The organism is uncultured Altererythrobacter sp., assembly GCF_913057185.1.
Classification (GTDB): domain Bacteria; phylum Pseudomonadota; class Alphaproteobacteria; order Sphingomonadales; family Sphingomonadaceae; genus Erythrobacter; species Erythrobacter rubellus.
On record NZ_CAJXNK010000001.1, the window covers coordinates 979,455 to 997,782 of the forward strand.

18 protein-coding genes are annotated in these 18,328 nt (G+C 58.4%); 12 read left to right on the top strand and 6 right to left on the bottom strand.

Annotated elements, in window-relative coordinates; translation table 11 throughout:
* Positions 1–108 precede the first annotated feature (108 nt).
* The 4 genes from ftsE to QZ487_RS04965 are packed head-to-tail and all read left to right on the top strand — an operon-like array spanning position 109 to position 3,008.
* Entirely contained in the window at positions 109–852 is a 744-nt protein-coding gene (ftsE, locus tag QZ487_RS04950) for a cell division ATP-binding protein FtsE (RefSeq protein WP_285976653.1), read from the top strand.
* On the top strand, positions 849–1,784 hold the full coding sequence (locus QZ487_RS04955; RefSeq protein ID WP_296023599.1) for an FtsX-like permease family protein: 936 nt from the start codon (positions 849–851) through the stop codon (positions 1,782–1,784). Before ftsE ends, QZ487_RS04955 begins: the two co-directional genes overlap by 4 nt.
* A complete protein-coding gene (locus tag QZ487_RS04960; RefSeq protein ID WP_285976655.1) occupies positions 1,781–2,311 on the top strand; it encodes a YdcF family protein in 531 nt (176 codons plus the stop codon). The genes QZ487_RS04955 and QZ487_RS04960 overlap by 4 nt, the downstream gene beginning before the upstream one ends.
* Positions 2,312–2,321: 10 nt before the next feature.
* Positions 2,322–3,008, top strand: a complete 687-nt coding sequence (locus QZ487_RS04965) for a 1-acyl-sn-glycerol-3-phosphate acyltransferase (protein ID WP_296023600.1) — start codon at positions 2,322–2,324, stop codon at positions 3,006–3,008.
* Here the strand turns inward: QZ487_RS04965 and QZ487_RS04970 are convergent.
* Together QZ487_RS04970 and hisC are read right to left on the bottom strand one after the other, a co-directional pair.
* Positions 3,005–3,907, bottom strand: coding sequence for a prephenate/arogenate dehydrogenase family protein (locus tag QZ487_RS04970; protein ID WP_296023602.1), 903 nt, complete (start codon positions 3,905–3,907; stop codon positions 3,005–3,007). The two genes, QZ487_RS04965 and QZ487_RS04970, sit on opposite strands and share 4 nt — an antisense overlap.
* A complete protein-coding gene (gene hisC / locus QZ487_RS04975; RefSeq protein ID WP_285976658.1) occupies positions 3,904–5,016 on the bottom strand; it encodes a histidinol-phosphate transaminase in 1,113 nt (370 codons plus the stop codon). Before hisC ends, QZ487_RS04970 begins: the two co-directional genes overlap by 4 nt.
* 104 nt (positions 5,017–5,120) lie before the next feature.
* Here hisC and QZ487_RS04980 point away from each other — a divergent pair, with 104 nt between their 5' ends.
* Together QZ487_RS04980 and metW are read left to right on the top strand one after the other, a co-directional pair.
* On the top strand, positions 5,121–6,221 hold the full coding sequence (locus QZ487_RS04980) for a homoserine O-acetyltransferase (protein WP_285976659.1): 1,101 nt from the start codon (positions 5,121–5,123) through the stop codon (positions 6,219–6,221).
* The gene (gene metW / locus QZ487_RS04985; RefSeq protein WP_285976660.1) at positions 6,214–6,807 is read left to right on the top strand and encodes a methionine biosynthesis protein MetW; all 594 of its coding nucleotides are present in this window, start codon (positions 6,214–6,216) and stop codon (positions 6,805–6,807) included. Before QZ487_RS04980 ends, metW begins: the two co-directional genes overlap by 8 nt.
* Here metW and QZ487_RS04990 read toward each other — a convergent pair.
* A complete protein-coding gene (locus tag QZ487_RS04990; RefSeq protein WP_285976661.1) occupies positions 6,804–7,196 on the bottom strand; it encodes a VOC family protein in 393 nt (130 codons plus the stop codon). The genes metW and QZ487_RS04990 overlap by 4 nt on opposite strands.
* A gap of 105 nt (positions 7,197–7,301) precedes the next feature.
* Here QZ487_RS04990 and QZ487_RS04995 point away from each other — a divergent pair, with 105 nt between their 5' ends.
* The 4 genes from QZ487_RS04995 to QZ487_RS05010 all read left to right on the top strand — a co-directional run bounded on the left by QZ487_RS04995 (position 7,302) and on the right by QZ487_RS05010 (position 11,141).
* Positions 7,302–7,664 carry a hypothetical protein gene (locus QZ487_RS04995; RefSeq protein ID WP_285976662.1) on the top strand — a complete coding sequence of 121 codons (363 nt, stop codon included), beginning with the start codon at positions 7,302–7,304 and terminating at the stop codon, positions 7,662–7,664.
* 67 nt (positions 7,665–7,731) lie between these two features.
* On the top strand, positions 7,732–8,403 hold the full coding sequence (locus QZ487_RS05000; protein WP_296024115.1) for a glutathione S-transferase family protein: 672 nt from the start codon (positions 7,732–7,734) through the stop codon (positions 8,401–8,403).
* Positions 8,404–8,413: 10 nt separating this feature from the next.
* On the top strand, positions 8,414–8,815 hold the full coding sequence (msrB, locus tag QZ487_RS05005; protein WP_285976663.1) for a peptide-methionine (R)-S-oxide reductase MsrB: 402 nt from the start codon (positions 8,414–8,416) through the stop codon (positions 8,813–8,815).
* 130 nt (positions 8,816–8,945) lie between these two features.
* The gene (locus QZ487_RS05010; RefSeq protein ID WP_296024116.1) at positions 8,946–11,141 is read left to right on the top strand and encodes a transglycosylase domain-containing protein; all 2,196 of its coding nucleotides are present in this window, start codon (positions 8,946–8,948) and stop codon (positions 11,139–11,141) included.
* Positions 11,142–11,204: 63 nt separating this feature from the next.
* On the opposite strand, the gene QZ487_RS05015 is transcribed toward QZ487_RS05010, so the two are convergent.
* The 3 genes from QZ487_RS05015 to hflK all read right to left on the bottom strand — a co-directional run bounded on the left by QZ487_RS05015 (position 11,205) and on the right by hflK (position 14,897).
* Positions 11,205–12,737: a Do family serine endopeptidase gene (locus QZ487_RS05015; protein ID WP_296023606.1), complete on the bottom strand. Its 1,533-nt coding sequence runs from the start codon at positions 12,735–12,737 to the stop codon at positions 11,205–11,207.
* A gap of 189 nt (positions 12,738–12,926) precedes the next feature.
* Positions 12,927–13,772, bottom strand: coding sequence for a protease modulator HflC (gene hflC / locus QZ487_RS05020; RefSeq protein ID WP_285976665.1), 846 nt, complete (start codon positions 13,770–13,772; stop codon positions 12,927–12,929).
* Between the two features lie 3 nt (positions 13,773–13,775).
* On the bottom strand, positions 13,776–14,897 hold the full coding sequence (gene hflK / locus QZ487_RS05025; RefSeq protein WP_285976956.1) for a protease modulator HflK: 1,122 nt from the start codon (positions 14,895–14,897) through the stop codon (positions 13,776–13,778).
* A gap of 115 nt (positions 14,898–15,012) precedes the next feature.
* Here hflK and QZ487_RS05030 point away from each other — a divergent pair, with 115 nt between their 5' ends.
* Together QZ487_RS05030 and QZ487_RS05035 are read left to right on the top strand one after the other, a co-directional pair.
* A complete protein-coding gene (locus tag QZ487_RS05030; RefSeq protein ID WP_285976666.1) occupies positions 15,013–15,978 on the top strand; it encodes an Mrp/NBP35 family ATP-binding protein in 966 nt (321 codons plus the stop codon).
* A gap of 2 nt (positions 15,979–15,980) precedes the next feature.
* Positions 15,981–18,251 carry a molybdopterin cofactor-binding domain-containing protein gene (locus QZ487_RS05035; RefSeq protein ID WP_296023607.1) on the top strand — a complete coding sequence of 757 codons (2,271 nt, stop codon included), beginning with the start codon at positions 15,981–15,983 and terminating at the stop codon, positions 18,249–18,251.
* Positions 18,252–18,328: the final 77 nt, after the last annotated feature.

The window sequence follows — 18,328 nt, forward strand, 5'->3', positions numbered from 1 at the left end:
AAGGACTGGCATCCATTCTGACGTGTTTTTCCACATCGGAACTCCCCTGGGACCCCATTTGGCCATGATTATGCTTGCACGCTGATATGCTTGGGATAGACCCGCCGGATGAGCGAACGCGCGCACGAACTTGTCACTTTCGACAATGTTGGGCTGAGATACGGCACTGAGCCAGAGGTCTTGCGCGATCTCTCTTTCACGCTTTTCCCGGGCAGTTTTTACTTTTTGACTGGTGCCAGCGGAGCCGGGAAGACGAGCCTGCTCAAGATGCTTTACCTTGCGCAGCGCCCTTCGCGTGGAGCAATCCGGATGTTTGGCAAGGATCTGATCACACTGCCGCGCGAACAGATGCCGCAATTGCGCCGCAAGCTGGGGGTGGTGTTTCAGGACTTCCGGCTGATCTCGCATCTGACCGCTTTCGACAATGTGGCGCTGCCATTGCGCGTGGCGGGGGTGCGTGAAGCCGAACTGACCGATCCCGTCACAGAGATGCTGGAATGGGTCGGTCTGGGCCATCGGATTGAAGCTGTGCCGACCACTATGTCAGGCGGTGAACAACAGCGTGTCGCGATTGCGCGCGCTGTAATCGGCCGCCCGCAATTGCTGATCGCCGATGAACCAACGGGCAATGTCGATCCGGAAATGGCGCAGCGATTGCTGCAATTGTTCGAACGGATGAACAGCCTGGGCACGACGGTTATAGTAGCGACGCATGATATGAATTTGCTGCGAAGCATGCCGGATTCGCTCATCATGCGCTTGCAAAAGGGCAATCTGCTCGATCCAACCGGTGCGCTGCGGTATCCGCCACAGATTGGGCGCAGGGCATTGGACGAAGGGATCGGTAAATGAAGCGTCCGCCGCTCATCGGCCGCTCGCTCGCGCGTGATCTGGTACCGTTTGGCGGCAAGCGGGTTGATCGATTGGCGCCACGTTCGCGCAGCCGCGGGCCTATCCCCTGGGTCATTGCCATCATGATCGCGCTGACGGTCATGGCCGCCGCCGCAGGAATAGCGCTGGGTAATTTGATTGATCGGGCAGAATCCGATTTGTCAGGCGCGCTGACGGTACAGATAATCGAAGCCAATGCAGAAGTGCGCGATGCGCAAGCGCAGCATGCAGCGGAGCTTTTGATTGCAGACAGCGCTGTGACTAGCGTTCGGGTCGTGCCTCAGGAGGAGCTGGCTCAATTGCTCGATCCATGGATTGGCGACACCGCGGCTTCGCAAGGCGGGATCCCGATCCCCGCGCTGGTTGATGCAGAATTGGCCGGTGTTGCCAGCACGGAAGAGACTGCGCGCTTGAATGCCATGTTGCTTGAAGAGATACCGACAGCCCGCGTCGATGCGCAGTCTGCATGGCTGCGCCCGGTTTATGACGCGCTTTCGTCGCTGCGTTACATGGCGCTCGGGCTGATCGTCTTGCTTGCACTGGGCAGCGCTGCGGCAGTCTGGCTCGCTGCCAGAAGTGCCTTCAGTACGCATAAGCAAACAATCGAAATCGTACACCTGCTTGGCGGGACAGACCGGCAGATCGCGCAGATTTTTCAACGGACAGTGGCCTTTGATGCGCTTCTTGGCGGGGCGGCGGGTCTTGCATTGGGTTCTGTGGCGATTTGGCTTGTAGGCGGACGGTTCGCTGCGATAGATTCGGGAATCGTAACGGGGGGCAATCTGCGCTTGACCGATTGGGTGCTATTGTTCGCTATTCCACTTGGCGGGATTGCTTTGGCGATGCTAACGGCCCGCGCAACTGTGCTTTCAGCCTTGAGGCGGATGCTGTGATTTTGCGATTTGTAGCAGGACTATTCCTGATCTGGATTTTCGGATTTGTCTGGTTTGCCGCCAGCACCCCCGGCCCCGCCGGTGACATCGAAACCGACGCAATCGTGGTCGCAACGGGCGAAGCAGGGCGGATTCAACGCGGCATCGAAGTGCTGGACAGGGGGCTAGCGAAAGAAATGCTGGTAAGCGGCGTGAATAATGATGTGACCCCTGCGGAATTTGCCGCCGAGTTTGGCGTGTCCCAGCGCCATATGAACTGCTGTGTCGATTTGGGATTTGATGCGACAGATACCCGCAGTAACGCGACGGAGATCACGCAATGGGCGATGGCTAGCAAGCATAAGACCCTGCGGCTGGTGACCAGCGATTGGCATATGCGCCGGGTAGAATCAGAGCTCAACCGGCTTCTGCCAGGCAGTATTGTAGTGGTGAGCGATGCTTTGCCGACGCGTTTTCGCATGAGCACGGTAGTTATTGAATATCACAAGCTTCTAGCGAGCGAGTTTACCGCGCTGACGGGGCTTTAGGCACTCGCCCATGTCGATACTTCGAAGTCTAGTCTATTACCCGGTCTTTTATGGCTGGAGCGCGATGCTGGTTATCGGGTCTGTCATCGCGCTGTTCCTGGGCAAGGCGCAATTGCGCGCCGTTGTAACCAGCTGGAGCCGGTGGCATCGCTGGTGCCTCAAAGCCATCGTCGGGATAGACGTGGTAGTCGAAGGAAAACTTGCCGATGGGCCGGCTCTCTATGCGATCAAACACGAAAGCTATTTCGAAGCGATCGACGCCCCGACCCTTCTCGATACGCCATCAGTATTTGCCAAGCGCGAGCTGTTCATGATTCCCGGCTGGGGGCGCTCAGCGGTAGTATACGGCCTGATCCCGGTCGCGCGTGACGAAGGCGCACGGACGCTTCGCCAGATGATCGTCAACGCGAAAGAGAAACTGAACGAAGGGCGGCCCTTGGTGATCTTTCCCGAGGGGACGCGGGTGGCGCCGGGCCAGTCGCCGCCCTTGCAATCGGGTTTTGCCGGTCTTTATAAATTACTCGGCCTGCAAGTGATCCCGGTCGCGGTAAACAGCGGGCGTCTCTATCACAGGCTCTGGAAACGTTCCGGTACGATCACCTACAAAATTGGCGAGCCTGTTCCGGCCAGCTTACCGCGTGCTGAGGCCGAAGCACGCGTGCATGCAGCGATGAATGCGCTGAACAAAGCAGCTTAGTGACCTCGCCCGAAATCGGGTGAAGGGTCATCCTGGCCTTCCTCGATAATTCCGCGGCGAATGGCGCGGGTGCGGCTAAACAGTTCGTGCAAGGTCTCGCCGTCGCCTGAACGGATTGCGCGCTGCAGCGCAGTCAGGTCTTCAGTGAAGCGGCCCAGCATTTCCAGCACAGCGGATCTGTTTTGCAGAAACACGTCGCGCCACATGGTCGGATCGGAGGCCGCAATGCGAGTGAAATCGCGGAAGCCGCCAGCCGAATATTTGATCACGTCGCTGCGGGTTACGTCTTCCAGATCGCTGGCCGTACCCACAATCGTATAGGCGATAAGGTGCGGAATATGGCTTGTGACGGCCAGAACCAGGTCGTGGTGTTCGGCATCCATGATCTCGATTTTCGAGCCGAGCGTGCGCCAGAAATCGGCCAGCGCTTCAACCGATGCCTCATCTGCACCATCAGGCGGGGTCAGAATGCACCAGCGGTTCTCGAACAGCGTGGCAAAGCCTGCCTCCGGGCCACTTTGCTCTGTACCGGCAACAGGGTGCGCGGGAATGACCGTCAGTCCCGGAAGCGCCGCGGACAGATCTTCGAGCACGCTCTGCTTTGATGAACCGACGTCGCTGATGATTGCGCCGGGCTTCAAATGGCCTGCAATTTCAGCCGCTGCCGACCCCATGGCGCCGACCGGAACGCACAGGATCACCAGATCCGCTTCGGCCACTGCATCGGAGACGCTGGTACAAACGGTTCCGACAAGACCGCGCTCGGTGGCCTTGCCGCGCACATCCGCGTCCGCGTCATAGCCGGTGGTTGTAATGTCACTTGCGCGATCTTGCACCGCAAGACCGATTGAGCCACCTAGGAGGCCTAGCCCGATAATCGCGACAGACTGAATACTCACGCTCTCTCTCCGCAAAGCGCGCGCAGTGTCGCCGCGATCTGGTCCATATCGGCACGATGTCCGATGGTGATACGCAAAGCGTTGGGCAGTCCCTGGCCGGGCAGATGACGAACGGCATAGCCGGCATCGCTGATCGCATTGAGCGCCTGCTCGGCAGTGACTGCGCCTTCAAACAGCACCAGCAGGAAATTTGCCTTGCTGGGGATGGGGCGCAGTCCGTGATTGCCCAATGCTTCGACTGCGGCGGTAAAGCGGGCCAGTTCCTGCGCATTGTGATCGCGGCTGCGGGAAACAAATTCCTGATCATCAAGCGCTGCTGCTGCGGCCGCTTGTCCGCTGCTGGTGACATTGAAAGGTCCTCGAATACGGTTGAGGACATCAATCAGATGCGGTGCGCCTGTGGCCCAGCCAATCCGTTCGCCGGCCAGCCCGTAAATCTTTGAAAAGGTACGGGTGACCAGCACGTTATCATGCGCCATGGCGAGTTCCATTCCGCCGTCATCTTCGTCTGCTTCCAGATACTCGGCATAGGCCTGATCCACCACCAACAGCACATCTGACGGCAATCCGGCATGCAAACGTTTGACCTCGCTGCGCGGCAGATAGGTGCCGGTGGGATTGTTGGGGTTGGCCAGGAAAACGACGCTTGTCTTGTCGCTTACAGCCGCCAGCAGAGCATCGACATTCGTGGCATAATCATTGTCGGGCGCTTCAACCGGCGTCGCGCCGCAACGCCGTGCGGCAATGTAATAGACCGAGAAGCTGAACTTGCTAAACAGAACTTCATCGCCTGGTCCGGCAAAACCTTGCGCGGCCAGATTGAGCAATTCGTCGGAACCAGTGCCGCAGACAATCCGCGCCGGATCGAGGCCGTGAACTTCACCGATCTTCAAGCGCAATTCGCGCGCGTCGGGATCAGGATACTCCGCGCTGTCGGCCACGGCTTTGCGCGCCGCATGTGCAGCTTCGCTTGTGCCCAAGGGGTTTTCGTTCGCGGACAGTTTGATCAGTTGCGTGCCATCGGCGCTAACGGCCTTGCCCGGTACATAGGCGTGAATGCCCATGATCCAGGGTTTGCCTTCGGGGCGACTTTGATCGGCGTCAGTCATAGGGCGGGGCGAATAACCGCTTTGCGCGCGGAAAGAAAATGGAAATGCGCCAATGCCCTTGAGCAATTGACTTGGAAGCCGCTCTCGCCCAATCGACACGCCCAATGGCACAAGAGATCGTCTCGAAGAGCATCAAGCTCAGCGCTGACTTGCCGCTTGACTGCGGGCAGGTGCTGTCAGGTGTCGAAATCGCCTATGAAACCTACGGCGAATTGGCTGCAGACAAGAGCAACGCAATCCTGATCTGTCACGCACTGACAGGCGATCAATATGTCGCGTCGGATCATCCCATTACAGGAAAGCCCGGTTGGTGGCAGCGTATTGTTGGCCCTGGTAAAGTCATTGATACAGATCGCTACCACGTCATCTGCGCCAACGTGATCGGCAGCTGCATGGGTTCGACCGGCCCCGCCTCGCTGGCAGCGGACGGCCAGCCATACGGTATGCGTTTTCCGGTCATCACCATCCGTGACATGGTGCGCGGGCTGGTCGGCTTGCTCGACGAGCTCGGTATCGAGAAGCTACACACGGTTATCGGTGGATCGATGGGCGGGATGCAGGCGCTCAGCCTGGCTGCGAACTGGCCAGAGCGAGCCGAACGCATGCTGGTCATTGCGTCATCGGCGCGACATTCGGCGCAGAATATCGCATTTCACGAGGTTGGCAGGCAAGCCATCATGGCTGATCGATATTGGAATGGAGGCGATTACTATGCATCAGATGCTTCGCCCGACAACGGCTTGGCGGTGGCACGCATGGCCGCGCATATCACATACCTTTCGGAAGAAGGCCTGACGGAGAAGTTCGGCCGCAATCTGCAGGACCGTGAGACCAAAAGCTTTGGTTTTGACGCGGATTTTCAGGTCGAGAGCTACCTTCGCTATCAAGGCAGCGGCTTTACGCAGCGCTTTGATGCCAATTCCTATCTCTACATCACCCGTGCGATGGATTATTTCGATCTGGCAGAGGAGCACGGCGGAACTCTTGCCAATGCCTTTGCAGGCGCATCTGCACGGTTTTGCCTGATCAGTTTTGACAGTGATTGGCTTTATCCCACTGCGGAAAGCCGCCATATCGTGCACGCGCTTAATGCGGCCGGTGCCAAGGTGAGCTTTGTTGAGCTTAGCGCGCCGCATGGACATGACAGCTTCTTGCTGGAGCACGAGCAGCTAGATCGAGTGATGAGGGGGTTCCTTGATGGGTAGCGCCTTGCGGCCGGACCTTTCTGCGATTGCCAGTCACGTGCGCCCGAATTCGCGCGTGCTGGATATCGGCTGTGGCAATGGCGATCTGATGTACGTGCTAGAGCATGAAGCATCATGCGATGCGCGCGGTATCGAGATCGACGCCACTTGCGTAGAGCGCTGTGTAGCGCGGGGACTATCAGTGGTTCAGGGCGATGCCGACAGCGATCTGGCTAACTACCCTGACAAGGCGTTTGACTACGCAATCCTTTCGCAGACCCTGCAAACCGCCGAACGGCCGGACAAGATGCTCGATGAGCTATTGCGGGTCGGCAATCAGGTTTTCGTCAGCTTTCCCAACTTCGCCCATTGGCGCACACGCGCTTCACTGATGTTTGGCGGGCGTATGCCTGTAACCCGCGCTTTGCCGGTGAGTTGGTACGAGACGCAGAATATCCACCATGTGACGATTGACGATTTCCGCGAACTAGCCCGCGCAAAGGATGCCAGAATCGAGAACGCATGGTTCTTCGCCGGCGAAAAGAAAATCGGCGCGACAGCAGCTAACTGGCGCGCCGAATTCGCAGTGTTCCAGCTAAGTCGTTAGCCTGCGCGGTGCAGACCGCAAATCTTGTTGCCTGACGGATCGCGGAAATAGCACAGGTTCAATGTGCCGATATTGCTGGTCCGTGGCCCAGGTGGATCTTCGATGGTTGTCCCGCCGTTAGCCACCGCGGCATCATGCAAGGCTTGTATCTGCTCCAGACTGTCGCAAGCGAAGCCGACAGTCGACCCGTTACCGGCGGTTGCGGGCTGCCCGTCGATCGGGGTCGAAACCGAAAAAATACTGTCATTGTGAAAATAGAACAGGCGAACTGTGCCGTCTTCCTTTTCGTCGCGCATCGGCTCGCCCGCACCAAGTACGCCGAGCACAGCATCATAGAATTTCTTTGAAGCTTCGATGTCGTTCGATCCGACCATCACATGGCTGAACATTTGGTAACCTCTCCTTCTCTGGTTGGATTTGCCTAGGTTACTCTGGGCGTCACAACAAGCATATTGGAAGAGCTGCGTTCAGATTGAGTGATATAGGCACCGGCAATGATGACTTTTTTCAATGCGGCGGCCCTTTTGGCTGCAAGTTTACAGCCCGCTCCGGTGGATGGCGGGCGAGCCCAATTGCCGCAGGAGCACGCGGCCATGCTGCGGTGCTCGGCTGCTTTTGCATTGGTTTCCTATGGGCAGGCGAATGGTGACGAAGCCGTGCGGGCATGGCCCAGAATCGATCCGCGCGGGCGCGAATTCTTCGTGCGATCGCTGGCCAAAATCATCGATGATACCGGCATGACGCGCGAACAGGTCTCGCAAATGGCGAAGGCCGAGGCTCAACGCCTGATCGACAACAATTTGCTCGATAATGTAATGCCGGGCTGCCTGTTGATGTTGGACGCATCCGGGGTCTGATAACGCGTCGAATCGAGCAATGTGTCAGTAGATTTAGCCAGCAAATTGCTGCATGAGTTCGCCCAGCATGTGGCGCCTCTATCAATTCCCCCTTTGTCCTTTTTCGCGCAAGATCCGGCTATTGCTGGCGGAAAAGAACGTTGCCTATGAAATGCTGCGCGAGGATCCTTGGTCTGCGAGCGACTATTTCTGGAATTTGAACCCGGCTGGGCGCACCCCGGTTCTGGCGCACCAGGAACGCGACATTGTCTTGTGTGACAGTCGGGCGATCGCAGAATATTTCGAGGAGACGGTCGACAAGTCGCCAATGATTAACGGGACTTCGGCCAATCGCGCAGAAATCCGGCGTCTGGTCGCGCTGTTCGACGAGAATTTCTATAACGATGTGACGGCGCCGTTGCTCAATGAGCGGATGAAAAAGCGGATCGTGCTCAATCAGCCACCGGACTCGCGCGTCTTGCGCGAAACGATGAAGTTGGCACACGGGCATCTGGATTACATGGATTGGCTGATCGACAATCGCCCCTGGTTGGCAGGATCGACCATGAGCCTTGCCGATCTGGCGGCGGCTGCCCAGATATCTGTTGCCGATTACCTGGGGGGGATAGACTGGGCAGGTCATGAACAGACCCGCGGCTGGTATGCGGTGTTCAAGAGCCGCCCCAGTTTCCGCCCGTTATTGACCGAACGTATGGGCGTGATCCAGCCGCCTTTGCATTATGCGAAGGTTGATGATTGAGGAGCCGACGATGAGCGACAAGACCGAACTGACTGACGCGGAATGGCGGGCGAAACTTACGCCGGAGCAATACCACATCCTTCGTGAAGCAGGCACGGAACGCGCGTTTACAGGCAAGTATGACAAGCACTACGACGCCGGTGAATATATGTGCGCTGGATGCGGCACCCGGCTGTTCGATAGCGATGCCAAATACAATTCGGGCTGCGGTTGGCCGGCCTTCACCAGGCCGTCCGAAAGCGACATGGTCGAAGAGCGGCGCGACATCTCGCATGGTATGATCCGTACAGAAGTTCTTTGCGCCAAATGCGGCGGACACCTGGGCCATGTATTCCCCGATGGTCCGCCTGAAGAGGGCGGAATGCGTTATTGCATCAATTCGGCCTCGCTCGACTTTGACCCCGAAGGCTGATTGCGGCGGAGGAAATCCCCCGGATACCCGTTCACGCAAGGTTACAACTCGCCTATGCAACGACTTTGTCTACCAGCAATCAGGGCAATAGAGCGATAAAGTGACGTCCAAACGAGGCGCCAAGATGCGGATGAAGCGCGGCAGTAGACGCGCAGCAGCAGAACGCAGCGAGCCGGGTTCGCGCCGCAAGCTCACGCGCAAATCTCGCGGCGGAGGCGGATCTGACAGCCGTCTTAGGTTGTGGGCTAAGCGGATTGCCCTTTGGGGTGGGGGACTGGCCGTTCTGGGCGCGGTGTTCCTGGCGGTGGCCGTTAGTTTCGCGGTCCAAACAATGCCAAGCTATTATCAGCTGAAAGCGACGCAGAACGATCAGACCATTCTGGTGCGCGCGCGCGACGGCACTCCGATTGTGGAACTGGGCCCCAGTTTCGGCAACTGGATGGACTACGACGAGATTCCGCAAGTCATGAAGGATGCGATGGTCGCCGTGGAAGACCGCCGTTTCTATTCGCACTTCGGCGTCGATCCGATCCGCCTGACAGGTGCGGTGGTGGAAGGAACCATCGGTGATCGCAGCCGGATTGGCGGCACGTCCACCATCTCCCAGCAGTTGGCCCGCAACCTGTTCCTCAACAACAACCGTTCGGTCGACCGCAAAGCGCGTGAAGCCGTGCTGGCAATGGCGCTAGAATGGAAGTTTTCCAAAGAGCAAATCCTCGAGCTTTATCTCAACAAGGTCTATTTTGGCGGCGGGGCGTATGGCATCGACAGCGCCAGCCGAAACTTCTTCAGCCACCCGGCGACCGAGCTTTCAGTCGCGGAAGCCGCTATCATCGCCGGGCTGGTTAAGGCGCCTTCGCGTTATTCACCAACTGCCGATGTCGATAGAGCTGTAGCGCGTGCGCAAACCGTGCTGCGATTGATGCGAGAGCAGGGCTACATTACGCCTCAGCAGGCCTCGGTAGATGTGGATGCGGTCAATCTGAAAACGCGCTTGGGCGGAAATTCGGTCCGCTATTTTACGGACTATGTTCTGCCGCAGCTTGATCTGTTGCTGCCAGAAACCTTCGAGGCAATCGAAGTCTGGACAACACTTGACACCGAGTTGCAGGAACAGGCAACGGCTTCGATCCGGGCGAATGCCCCTGATGGCGCACAAGGAGCCTTGGTCAGTCTCGACCGTGATGGTGCTATTCTCGCGCTGGTTGGCGGTACAGACTACGTTGAAAGCAGCTACAACCGCGCGACCGCGGCGCAGCGCCAGCCGGGTTCCGCGTGGAAGCTGTTCGTCTATCTGGCCGCGCTGGAAGCGGGCTGGACCCCCGATGATGGTGTGCAGGATGCACCGGTAGAGATAGATGGCTGGCGTCCACGCAATTCGAACGGCCGCTTCAGCGGCGAGATAGATGTGCGAACCGCCTTTGCCTATTCCGTCAACACCGTGGCGGCCAATCTGGGGCAGGATGTTGGTTTCGGCACGATTGCGTCGATGGCGCGGCGTTTTGGCATATCGTCACCCATTTCAACCTATCCCTCCATGGTGCTGGGCACCAGCGATGTGCGGCTGATCGAGATGACCCGCGCGTTTGCTTCAATCTCGGCAAAAGGCCAATCGGTTGAGCCATACGGCGTGCTCCGCGTAACTGCGGCCAGCGGTGAAGAGATTTACAAACATCAACGCGGCCGCTCACGCCAGTTGGTGGCTGATTATGTCGCCGCCGGGATCACCGATTTGCTGCAGACAGCGGTTAGCACAGGCACCGGTCGCGCGGCACAGATCGGACGGCCGGTGGCAGGCAAAACCGGCACTACCAGCTCCAACAAGGACGGCTGGTTTGTCGGCTTTTCATCCGGGATCACTACCGGCGTGTGGATGGGGCGCGACGATGCCAAGGCAGTGCGCGGGCTTCAGGGCGGGCGTGCGCCGGCCCTCGCGTTTTCATCCTTCATGCGCGAAGCTGTAAAGGGGCGTCCGGTCGAAGAATTCGATACAGAAGTGCAGCTTCCGGGTTGGATGTTGGAGCCTGACGAAGAATATCTCTACGGCGATCCAGACGACTATTACTTCATCGATGAGGACGGCAATCTCGTCGACCCGCAAAGACGCGAAGTTGATCGCTATGGCTACCCCTTGCCGGTAGAGGGCGAGCAAGTCCCGGGATCTGGCGAACGCCCGCAACTCACCTTGCCACCTAACGAAGCCGGGCAGGCCGCAAGCGATGACTTTCTGGATCAGGCAACCGGAGAGAATCTGCCACCACCGGCTCCGCCGCGAATGCCTCGCACTATTCGACCAAGCGAAACAAGTCGCGAAAGCGTGAACTGATCAAATTAAAAGGGCGCGGGAAGCAATGCTCCCAACGCCCTTCGATCTTGGTCTACGTGAATTCTAGCGCAGTCGAACCGCGATGTAGCTGGGTGAGCCGCCACGGCGCTGGATGCGCAGAAGCACAGCCTCCCGTCCGGTGCTTTCAGCTTCAGCCACAACCGCTTCCAAGTCGGTTACGTTCGCTGTCTCTTGGTAGTTTGCAGAGAGAATGATGTCGCCGCGGCGCAGCCCCTTTCGCGCAGCGTCTGCGTTTTGATCAACCGCACCAATGACTAGGCCGGTCACATCTTCGCCTGCACCCAACTGCCGCGCGATTTGCGGGGTCAGGGTCATAACCTGCAGGCCAAGCTTTTCCTCGATTGTGCCGTCTGATTCGTCAGGGGTTTCGTCTGGCTCTGCATCGGGATCGAACATTTGTTGGCGACGAAGCTCGTCTTCGCTCGGACGTTTCGCAACCGTTGCCGTCACGCGCAACTCTTCGCCATCGCGGATGAGATCGATTGGAATACGCGTGCCCGGCTTGATGTTGGCAACGAGGAATGACAGCGTCTGTTCGGTTGTTACCGGCTGATTGTTAATCGCGGTCACGACATCGCCCGGTTTGATACCAGCGCGCTCAGCCGCGCCATCGGGCTGAACAACTTGCACAAATTCGCCGCGGTTCTTCGGCAGGCCTAGAGAGTCGGCCAAATCGTCGTTCACCGGCACGATATTTACGCCCAGGAAGCCGCGCTCGATCTCTTCACCATCGCGCAACTGCGCGACAATCGGTGCTGCAATCTCTGCAGGGATGGCAAAACCGATCCCTACGCTGCCGCCATTTGGCGAGATGATCGCATTATTGACGCCGATCACATTGCCACGCATGTCGAACAGAGGACCACCCGAATTGCCTCGGTTGATGCTGGCATCGGTCTGGATATAGCGGTCATACGCGCCGCCGCCAGTATTACGCAGCACCGACGACACGATACCGCTCGTCACTGTTCCACCCAGTCCGAAAGGGTTACCGATAGCGATCACCCAGTCACCGACGCGCGCGCCTTGAGAATCGCCGAATTGCACGAACGGGAAGTCGCGGCCGCTGGAAATCTTGAGCACTGCCAGGTCTGACGCGGGATCTGCGCCCACCAGTTCGGCTTCGTACTCCGTGCCATCCGGCATTGTGACTGTGATTTCTTCCAGCGTAGCGCGATTGTCCGGCGCAACAACATGGTTGTTGGTCACGACATAGCCATCGGCCGAGATAATGAAGCCCGAACCCAGAGATTGTCCTTCGCGGAACTGCGGCTGTTGCTGTTGGTTGTTTCCGTCACCGCGGCGGTTGAAGAAATTCTCGAAAGGTGTGCCCGCGAAAGGGTTGCCTTGTTGGCGCACTTCAATGCGCTGACGTGTCGAGATATTCACCACCGCTGGCTGTAGCTGCGCGGTCAGATCGGCAAAGCTGGCCGGTGCGCCCTGACGCGGCACAATCTGCTGCATCGCGGCATCATCATTCTGGGCAACTTGCGCACCAGCGGGATAGCCGGTCGCGAGGGAAAGGCTTGCTCCGCCAATCAGAAGGGCAGTGGTCAGTCCATATACGTAACGCACAGGCTTATTGTCCTTTCAATCTCACTTCGTTCCCATTGCAGCTTAGTTAGGATTCGCTGCTGGGCAGGTTTCAATTACGATGCATTTATGCGCTTGGATGCACTTAACCGTATTTGAACGACAGATGTAATCGGTAGGTGTGCATCAACCTTTCGTCGGTCGGGGCAGCACGGGCTGCCCCGTCCACATTCATCGACGACCGCGGAACTGGCGGAAATACTCGCTATCCTGATCCAGAACCATGGAGCTTTCGCCTGTGCCTTGTTCAAAGGTACGGCGATAGCTTTCCATGGCGCGGTAGAAGTCATAGAATTCCGGGTCCTTGCCATAGGCATCCGCATAGGTCGAAGCGGCTGCCGCTTCGGCTTCTGCGCGAATGATCTGCGCGTTCTTGCGACCTTGAGCCCGGATGGTTTCTGCCTCTTCCTGACGGTCAGACTGCATCCGTGTGAAGGCTGCGGTCAATGGCGTGCCTTCGGGCAAGTCAGCACGTTTGATCTGCACATCGATCACCTGCGCACCGTACTGACGCGCTTGGGTGTCGAGCGTGTCACGAATGCGCTGCATTGCCGTGCCGCGCTCTGCGGTTAGCAACGATGCAAAGGTCCGGCGGCCCAATTCCTGACGAAGAACCGAGGTCAGGATCGGCGCAAGCTGCAGTGCGACGTTCTCTTCCGTGCCTGCGTTCTCGATCATCTGGACCGGATCGATAATGCGGAAACGCGCATAAGCGTCGACTTGGAGACGCTGTTGGTCGCTGGTCAGAACTTCCTGCTGTTCCATGTCGAGATCGAGCACTCGGCGATCGACCATCTGTACATTATCCACGATCGGAATCCGCCACCAGATGCCAGCTTTAGTCTCGCCAAACGGAACATCCGGACGATAAATATTGACGACGCTGTGAGGCTCACCCGTCCGGATGATCACAGCCTGCTCGTCTTCGGAGACAACGAACAATGAGGAGAACGCCAATGCGATTAGCATGAAGATGCTGATCACTGAGGCCTTATAGTTTTCCCAGATATGTTCCATGGCTTACTGACCTCCTGCAGGTGGAGTTACCACTTGCGGTTGTGCTTCGCGCGAACGGCGCTGAACTTCCGGCAGCGGCAGATAAGGCGTCACGCCATCGGCCTCGATAATGGTCTTGTCGGTCTTCGCCAGAACGCTTTCCATGGTTTCATAGTACAGGCGTCTCCGCGTGACTTCCGGTGCCAAACGGTACTCACCGTAGATCTGGTTAAACGCTTCTGCATCACCTTCAGCGCGTGCAAGCAACTGTTGCGCATAACGCTGCGCCTGGTTGATATCACGTTCTGCATCCTGCTGCGCGGCAAGCACGTCATTGAAAGCTTCAATCACTTGCTGGGGCGGGTCGGTCTTGTCGATTTCGATACCCTGTACCGCGATGCCTGCACGATAACCGTCAAGCATCGCCTGCATTCTGGTCATCACGGCCAACTCGATATCAGCTCGCCCCGCACCGGACAGAACACGGTCAAGCGGCTGCTCGGCAACCGACGCTCGCATGGCGGCTTCGGCGGCTTCCAAAATGGTTTCTTCCGGTCCTTCCAACTGGAATTGGTAATCTGACAGATTCTTGATGTTCCAACGCACCAGATAACTCAGATCAACCAAGTTCTGGTCGCCTGTCAGGATCAGTTTTTCCTGATTGCCTTCCGGAATTTTTGCTGAACGGATCTGGCTCACATTCTCGACCGTCACTTGCTGGACTGGCCACGGTAGCGTCCAGTTGGTGCCAGGATTGAGTGTGGCGGCATATTTACCGCCCAGCCAGGTTACGACGCCTTGCTGGCGCGGCTGGACAAAATGAACAGACGAAAGGCCGAGCCACAGCACAGCTGCGCCGCCCAAAATCAACGGCAGCCAGCTCTTGCCGCCTGACCTTTGGGGCATCCGGAAGTTCGGACCGCGTGGTCCGCCGCCACCTCTGCGCGGACCTTCAGGGCCGCGATTCTTGAAGATATCTTCGATATTGGCAGAGCGGCGCTTGCCGCTTCCTCCGCCCGGAAGCCAGGGATTGCGCGGGCCGCCGCCCTTGTCATCGCCGTTGTCGCCGCCACCAGAAGGGCCGTCATCCCCTCCATCGCCGCCGTCATTGTTGCCCCCACTGCCCCAGGGGCTTTTTCCAGCCATTGCGAGCACGATCGAATTTCGAAAGTCGATAAACTTGGTCATAGTTCTTTTATAGGAGCGCTTCCGGCGAAAAACAGGGGTTGTCTTACGGAAATTGGTGCTAGGGGCTTGGCCCATGAATTCGAAGGATCTGATTTCCCACCTTCCTGAAGCAATTGCCGCACGGGTAAAGAGCGCCACCAGGGTTGGCGAACGGGCAATTGTCGTGCTCGATGCAAGCGGCCTGCCGCCTCAAGATCGGACGCATGTCGAACAGCAGATCATTGATGCGTTGAGTTCGGTAGAAGGTTTGAGTGACGTGCGCGTGGCGATGATGGCTGACAAGGTCAAGCGCCGCATCATTGCGATTGGATCGGGCAAGGGCGGTGTGGGCAAGTCAACGCTGACCACGAATCTCGCGGTTGCTTTGCGAAGACTGGGTGTGAAAGTTGGGGTGGTTGATGCCGATATCTACGGCCCCTCTCAGCCCAAATTGCTCAAGACCGAAGGGATGAAGCCGGAAGCGGCGGGCGAAAAGCTGATCCCGGTTGAAAGCGAATATGGTGTGCCCGTCCTGTCGATGGGATTTTTGGTAAAGCCTGCGCAAGCGCTTGCATGGCGTGGGCCGATGGCGGGCAATGCGTTAAATCAGCTGATCGATGCTGAATGGGGCGAGACCGAATTGTTGTTGATCGATCTACCGCCCGGCACAGGCGATGTGCAGCTCTCTATGCTGCAAAAGCAAAAACCCGACGGCGCCGTGTTGGTATCCACTCCACAGGATCTTGCGCTGATCGATGCCGCACGTGCAGGCCAGTTGTTTGAACAAGCCCATGTCCCGATCATCGGACTGGTCGAAAATATGGCGGGTTATACCTGCCCGCATTGCGGCGAAGTGTCTCACCCTTTTGGCAGGGGGGGATTCGAAGAGATGGCAGGCAAGGTCGATATTCCCTTCCTTGGCCGCATTCCGCTTGCGTTGCCGATCCGCGAAGCCGGCGATAGCGGCAACCCTCCGGCAGCGCGCGATTTGCCGGAAGGCGAGGCATTTATTCAAGTTGCGCAGAAAGTCGCTGATTGGCTGGCAAGGGAGAGCGCCTGACTATGGCGATTACGCGGCGCGGATTGCTGGTAGGAGCGGCAGCGGGCGGCGGTCTGCTGATCGCGTGGACGCTGTATCCGCGCAGCTTCCCAAATCCGCTGCAAGCGCGCGATGGCGAGCAGATCTTCGATGCCTGGCTCAAGATTGCCAGCGACGGTGTTATTACGGTTGCTGTGCCGCAGTTGGAAATGGGGCAAGGCATTACCACGCTGATCCCGCAGCTGGTTGCAGCCGAACTGGGCGCTGACTGGCGCCAGATTGCGGTCGAACCTGCTCCAGTAAGCGGCGAATATGCCAATGTCCCGCTGGCTGCGAAATGGGCACCCATGTGGGCAAACTTTCCGGCCCTGGCCGACGACCCAGATGGAACGTTGGCGACGCGTTTTGCGCAAACCGAGCGGCTCAACATCACCGGTGATGGGACATCGCTCGATGCGTTCGAGGAGCCATGCCGTGTAGCTGCGGCTTCGGCGCGGGCCATGCTGGCACAGGCTGCTGCTGCGCGCTGGAATGTCGAGTGGGAGGAATGCCGCGCGAGTGCGGGCTTTATCGTCTATGAGGATCGCAGCTTGAGCTTTGGCGAGCTGGCGATGGAGGCGGCTGAATTCGATCCGCCAGACCCGCCTCCATTAATGCCGGAGCCCTATAGCGAGGATGCCTTGCCCGGCGAAGCGGGGGGCGAAGGCGCCTTTCCGCGTTTGGACTTGCCATCAAAAGTCGATGGTTCGTTCCTGTTCGCAGGTGATGTGCGTCTGCCCGGTATGGTCTACGCAGCGATCCGCCACGGTCCGCTCGACAAGGCTGAGTTGACAGAGTTCAACCCGTTCAACGCGCGCAATATCAGCGGTATTGTCGGAGCGGTAAAAGGCAAACGCTGGCTGTCCGTTGTGGCGACAAGCTGGTGGGCGGCTGAGCAGGCGCTCGACACGATGGGGGCACGCTTCAGGGTGGAGCATCTCGTTGATAGCGACATTATCGAGGAGCAGCTTGACCGCGCAGTCACCACTGGCGAAGCTGAGCGCATTGCGGAGCGCGGTGATCCCGATGCCCGCCTGGAAACGCCCGATTTGGAGCTGCGCTACGATATCGAGCCTGGACTGCATGCCACGAACGAGACCAGCACGGCGACCGCGCGATTTGTTGATGGCAAGCTGGAGCTTTGGATCGCTTCCCAAGCGCCCGAGCGCGCCCGGATCGCAGCCGCGCGCGCAATCGGTATCGACGTCGAAGATGTCGTTCTGTTCCCGATGCCCGCCGGTGGTAGCTTTGACCGGCGCTATGAGCATGATCACGCCATCGAAGTTGCGCTGATCGCGCGAGAGATCGCGCGGCCGGTGCAACTGGTCTGGTCTCGTTGGCAGGAAATTTTGGCTTCGCGTCCACGTTCGCCCGCTGCGATCTCGATAGCCGCAAAGATTGATCGAGGTGCGGATGCGCGGATCGAAGCCATGCGCACGCGGATCGCCATGCCGCCAGCCAACCTGGAGTTCGGGCAACGTCTGTTTGAAAACTCCGCCACGTGGTCTGCCATTCGTGACACAGAGGGAAAAGCGGATAGCTTGGCGGGCGAAGGCGCGATGCCGCCTTACGCAATTCCAGACGCGGCGGTGGATCATGTGCCGGTGGAGATCGGCTTGCCCGTATCTCGTCTGCGCGGCAACGCCAATACATACACGGCTTTTGCGATTGAAAGCTTCATCGATGAAGTGGCGAGCGAGAGAGGGCGCGAACCGCTGTCATTCCGTATGGCCATGCTAGGCAGCGACACACGGCTCGCCGCATGTTTGCAGCGCGCAGCCAGCCTGGCTGAGTGGGGCGGCGGCGTTGATCAAAGTGGTCAGGGTATTGCATGCCACCGGATCGGCGATGCGGAGAGTGGTGGACGCATTGCCTGCGTCGCAACGGCGCGGGCTGGCGAGGGCGGCGTGCGCGTGGATCAGATAGTGGCGGCAGTCGATATTGGGCGGATCGTCAATCTAGACATTGCGCGTCAACAGATCGAAGGAGGTCTTGTGTTCGGCCTCGCAACTGCGATGGGCGCGAGCACGCGATATTCTGGCGGACTGCTGCAATCGCAACAATTGAGCGCGCTCAACTTACCGGCTCTGGCCGATTGTCCGGAGATTATCGTCGATTTCATCGCGAGCGATGCGCGGGCGTTTGATCCGGGCGAATTGGGCGCTGTGGTGGCCGCGCCAGCCATTGCAAACGCACTTTATTCAGCCACCGGCTTGAGAATGCGCCGCTTGCCCCTACTTTCAGACGGCTTATGACGTATCTGCTTTCAGTCCCGAGGACCCTAGAGAACCCTGCGCTCTGTCGCTCCTCCGCTAGCGGCAGCTTCCGGGTT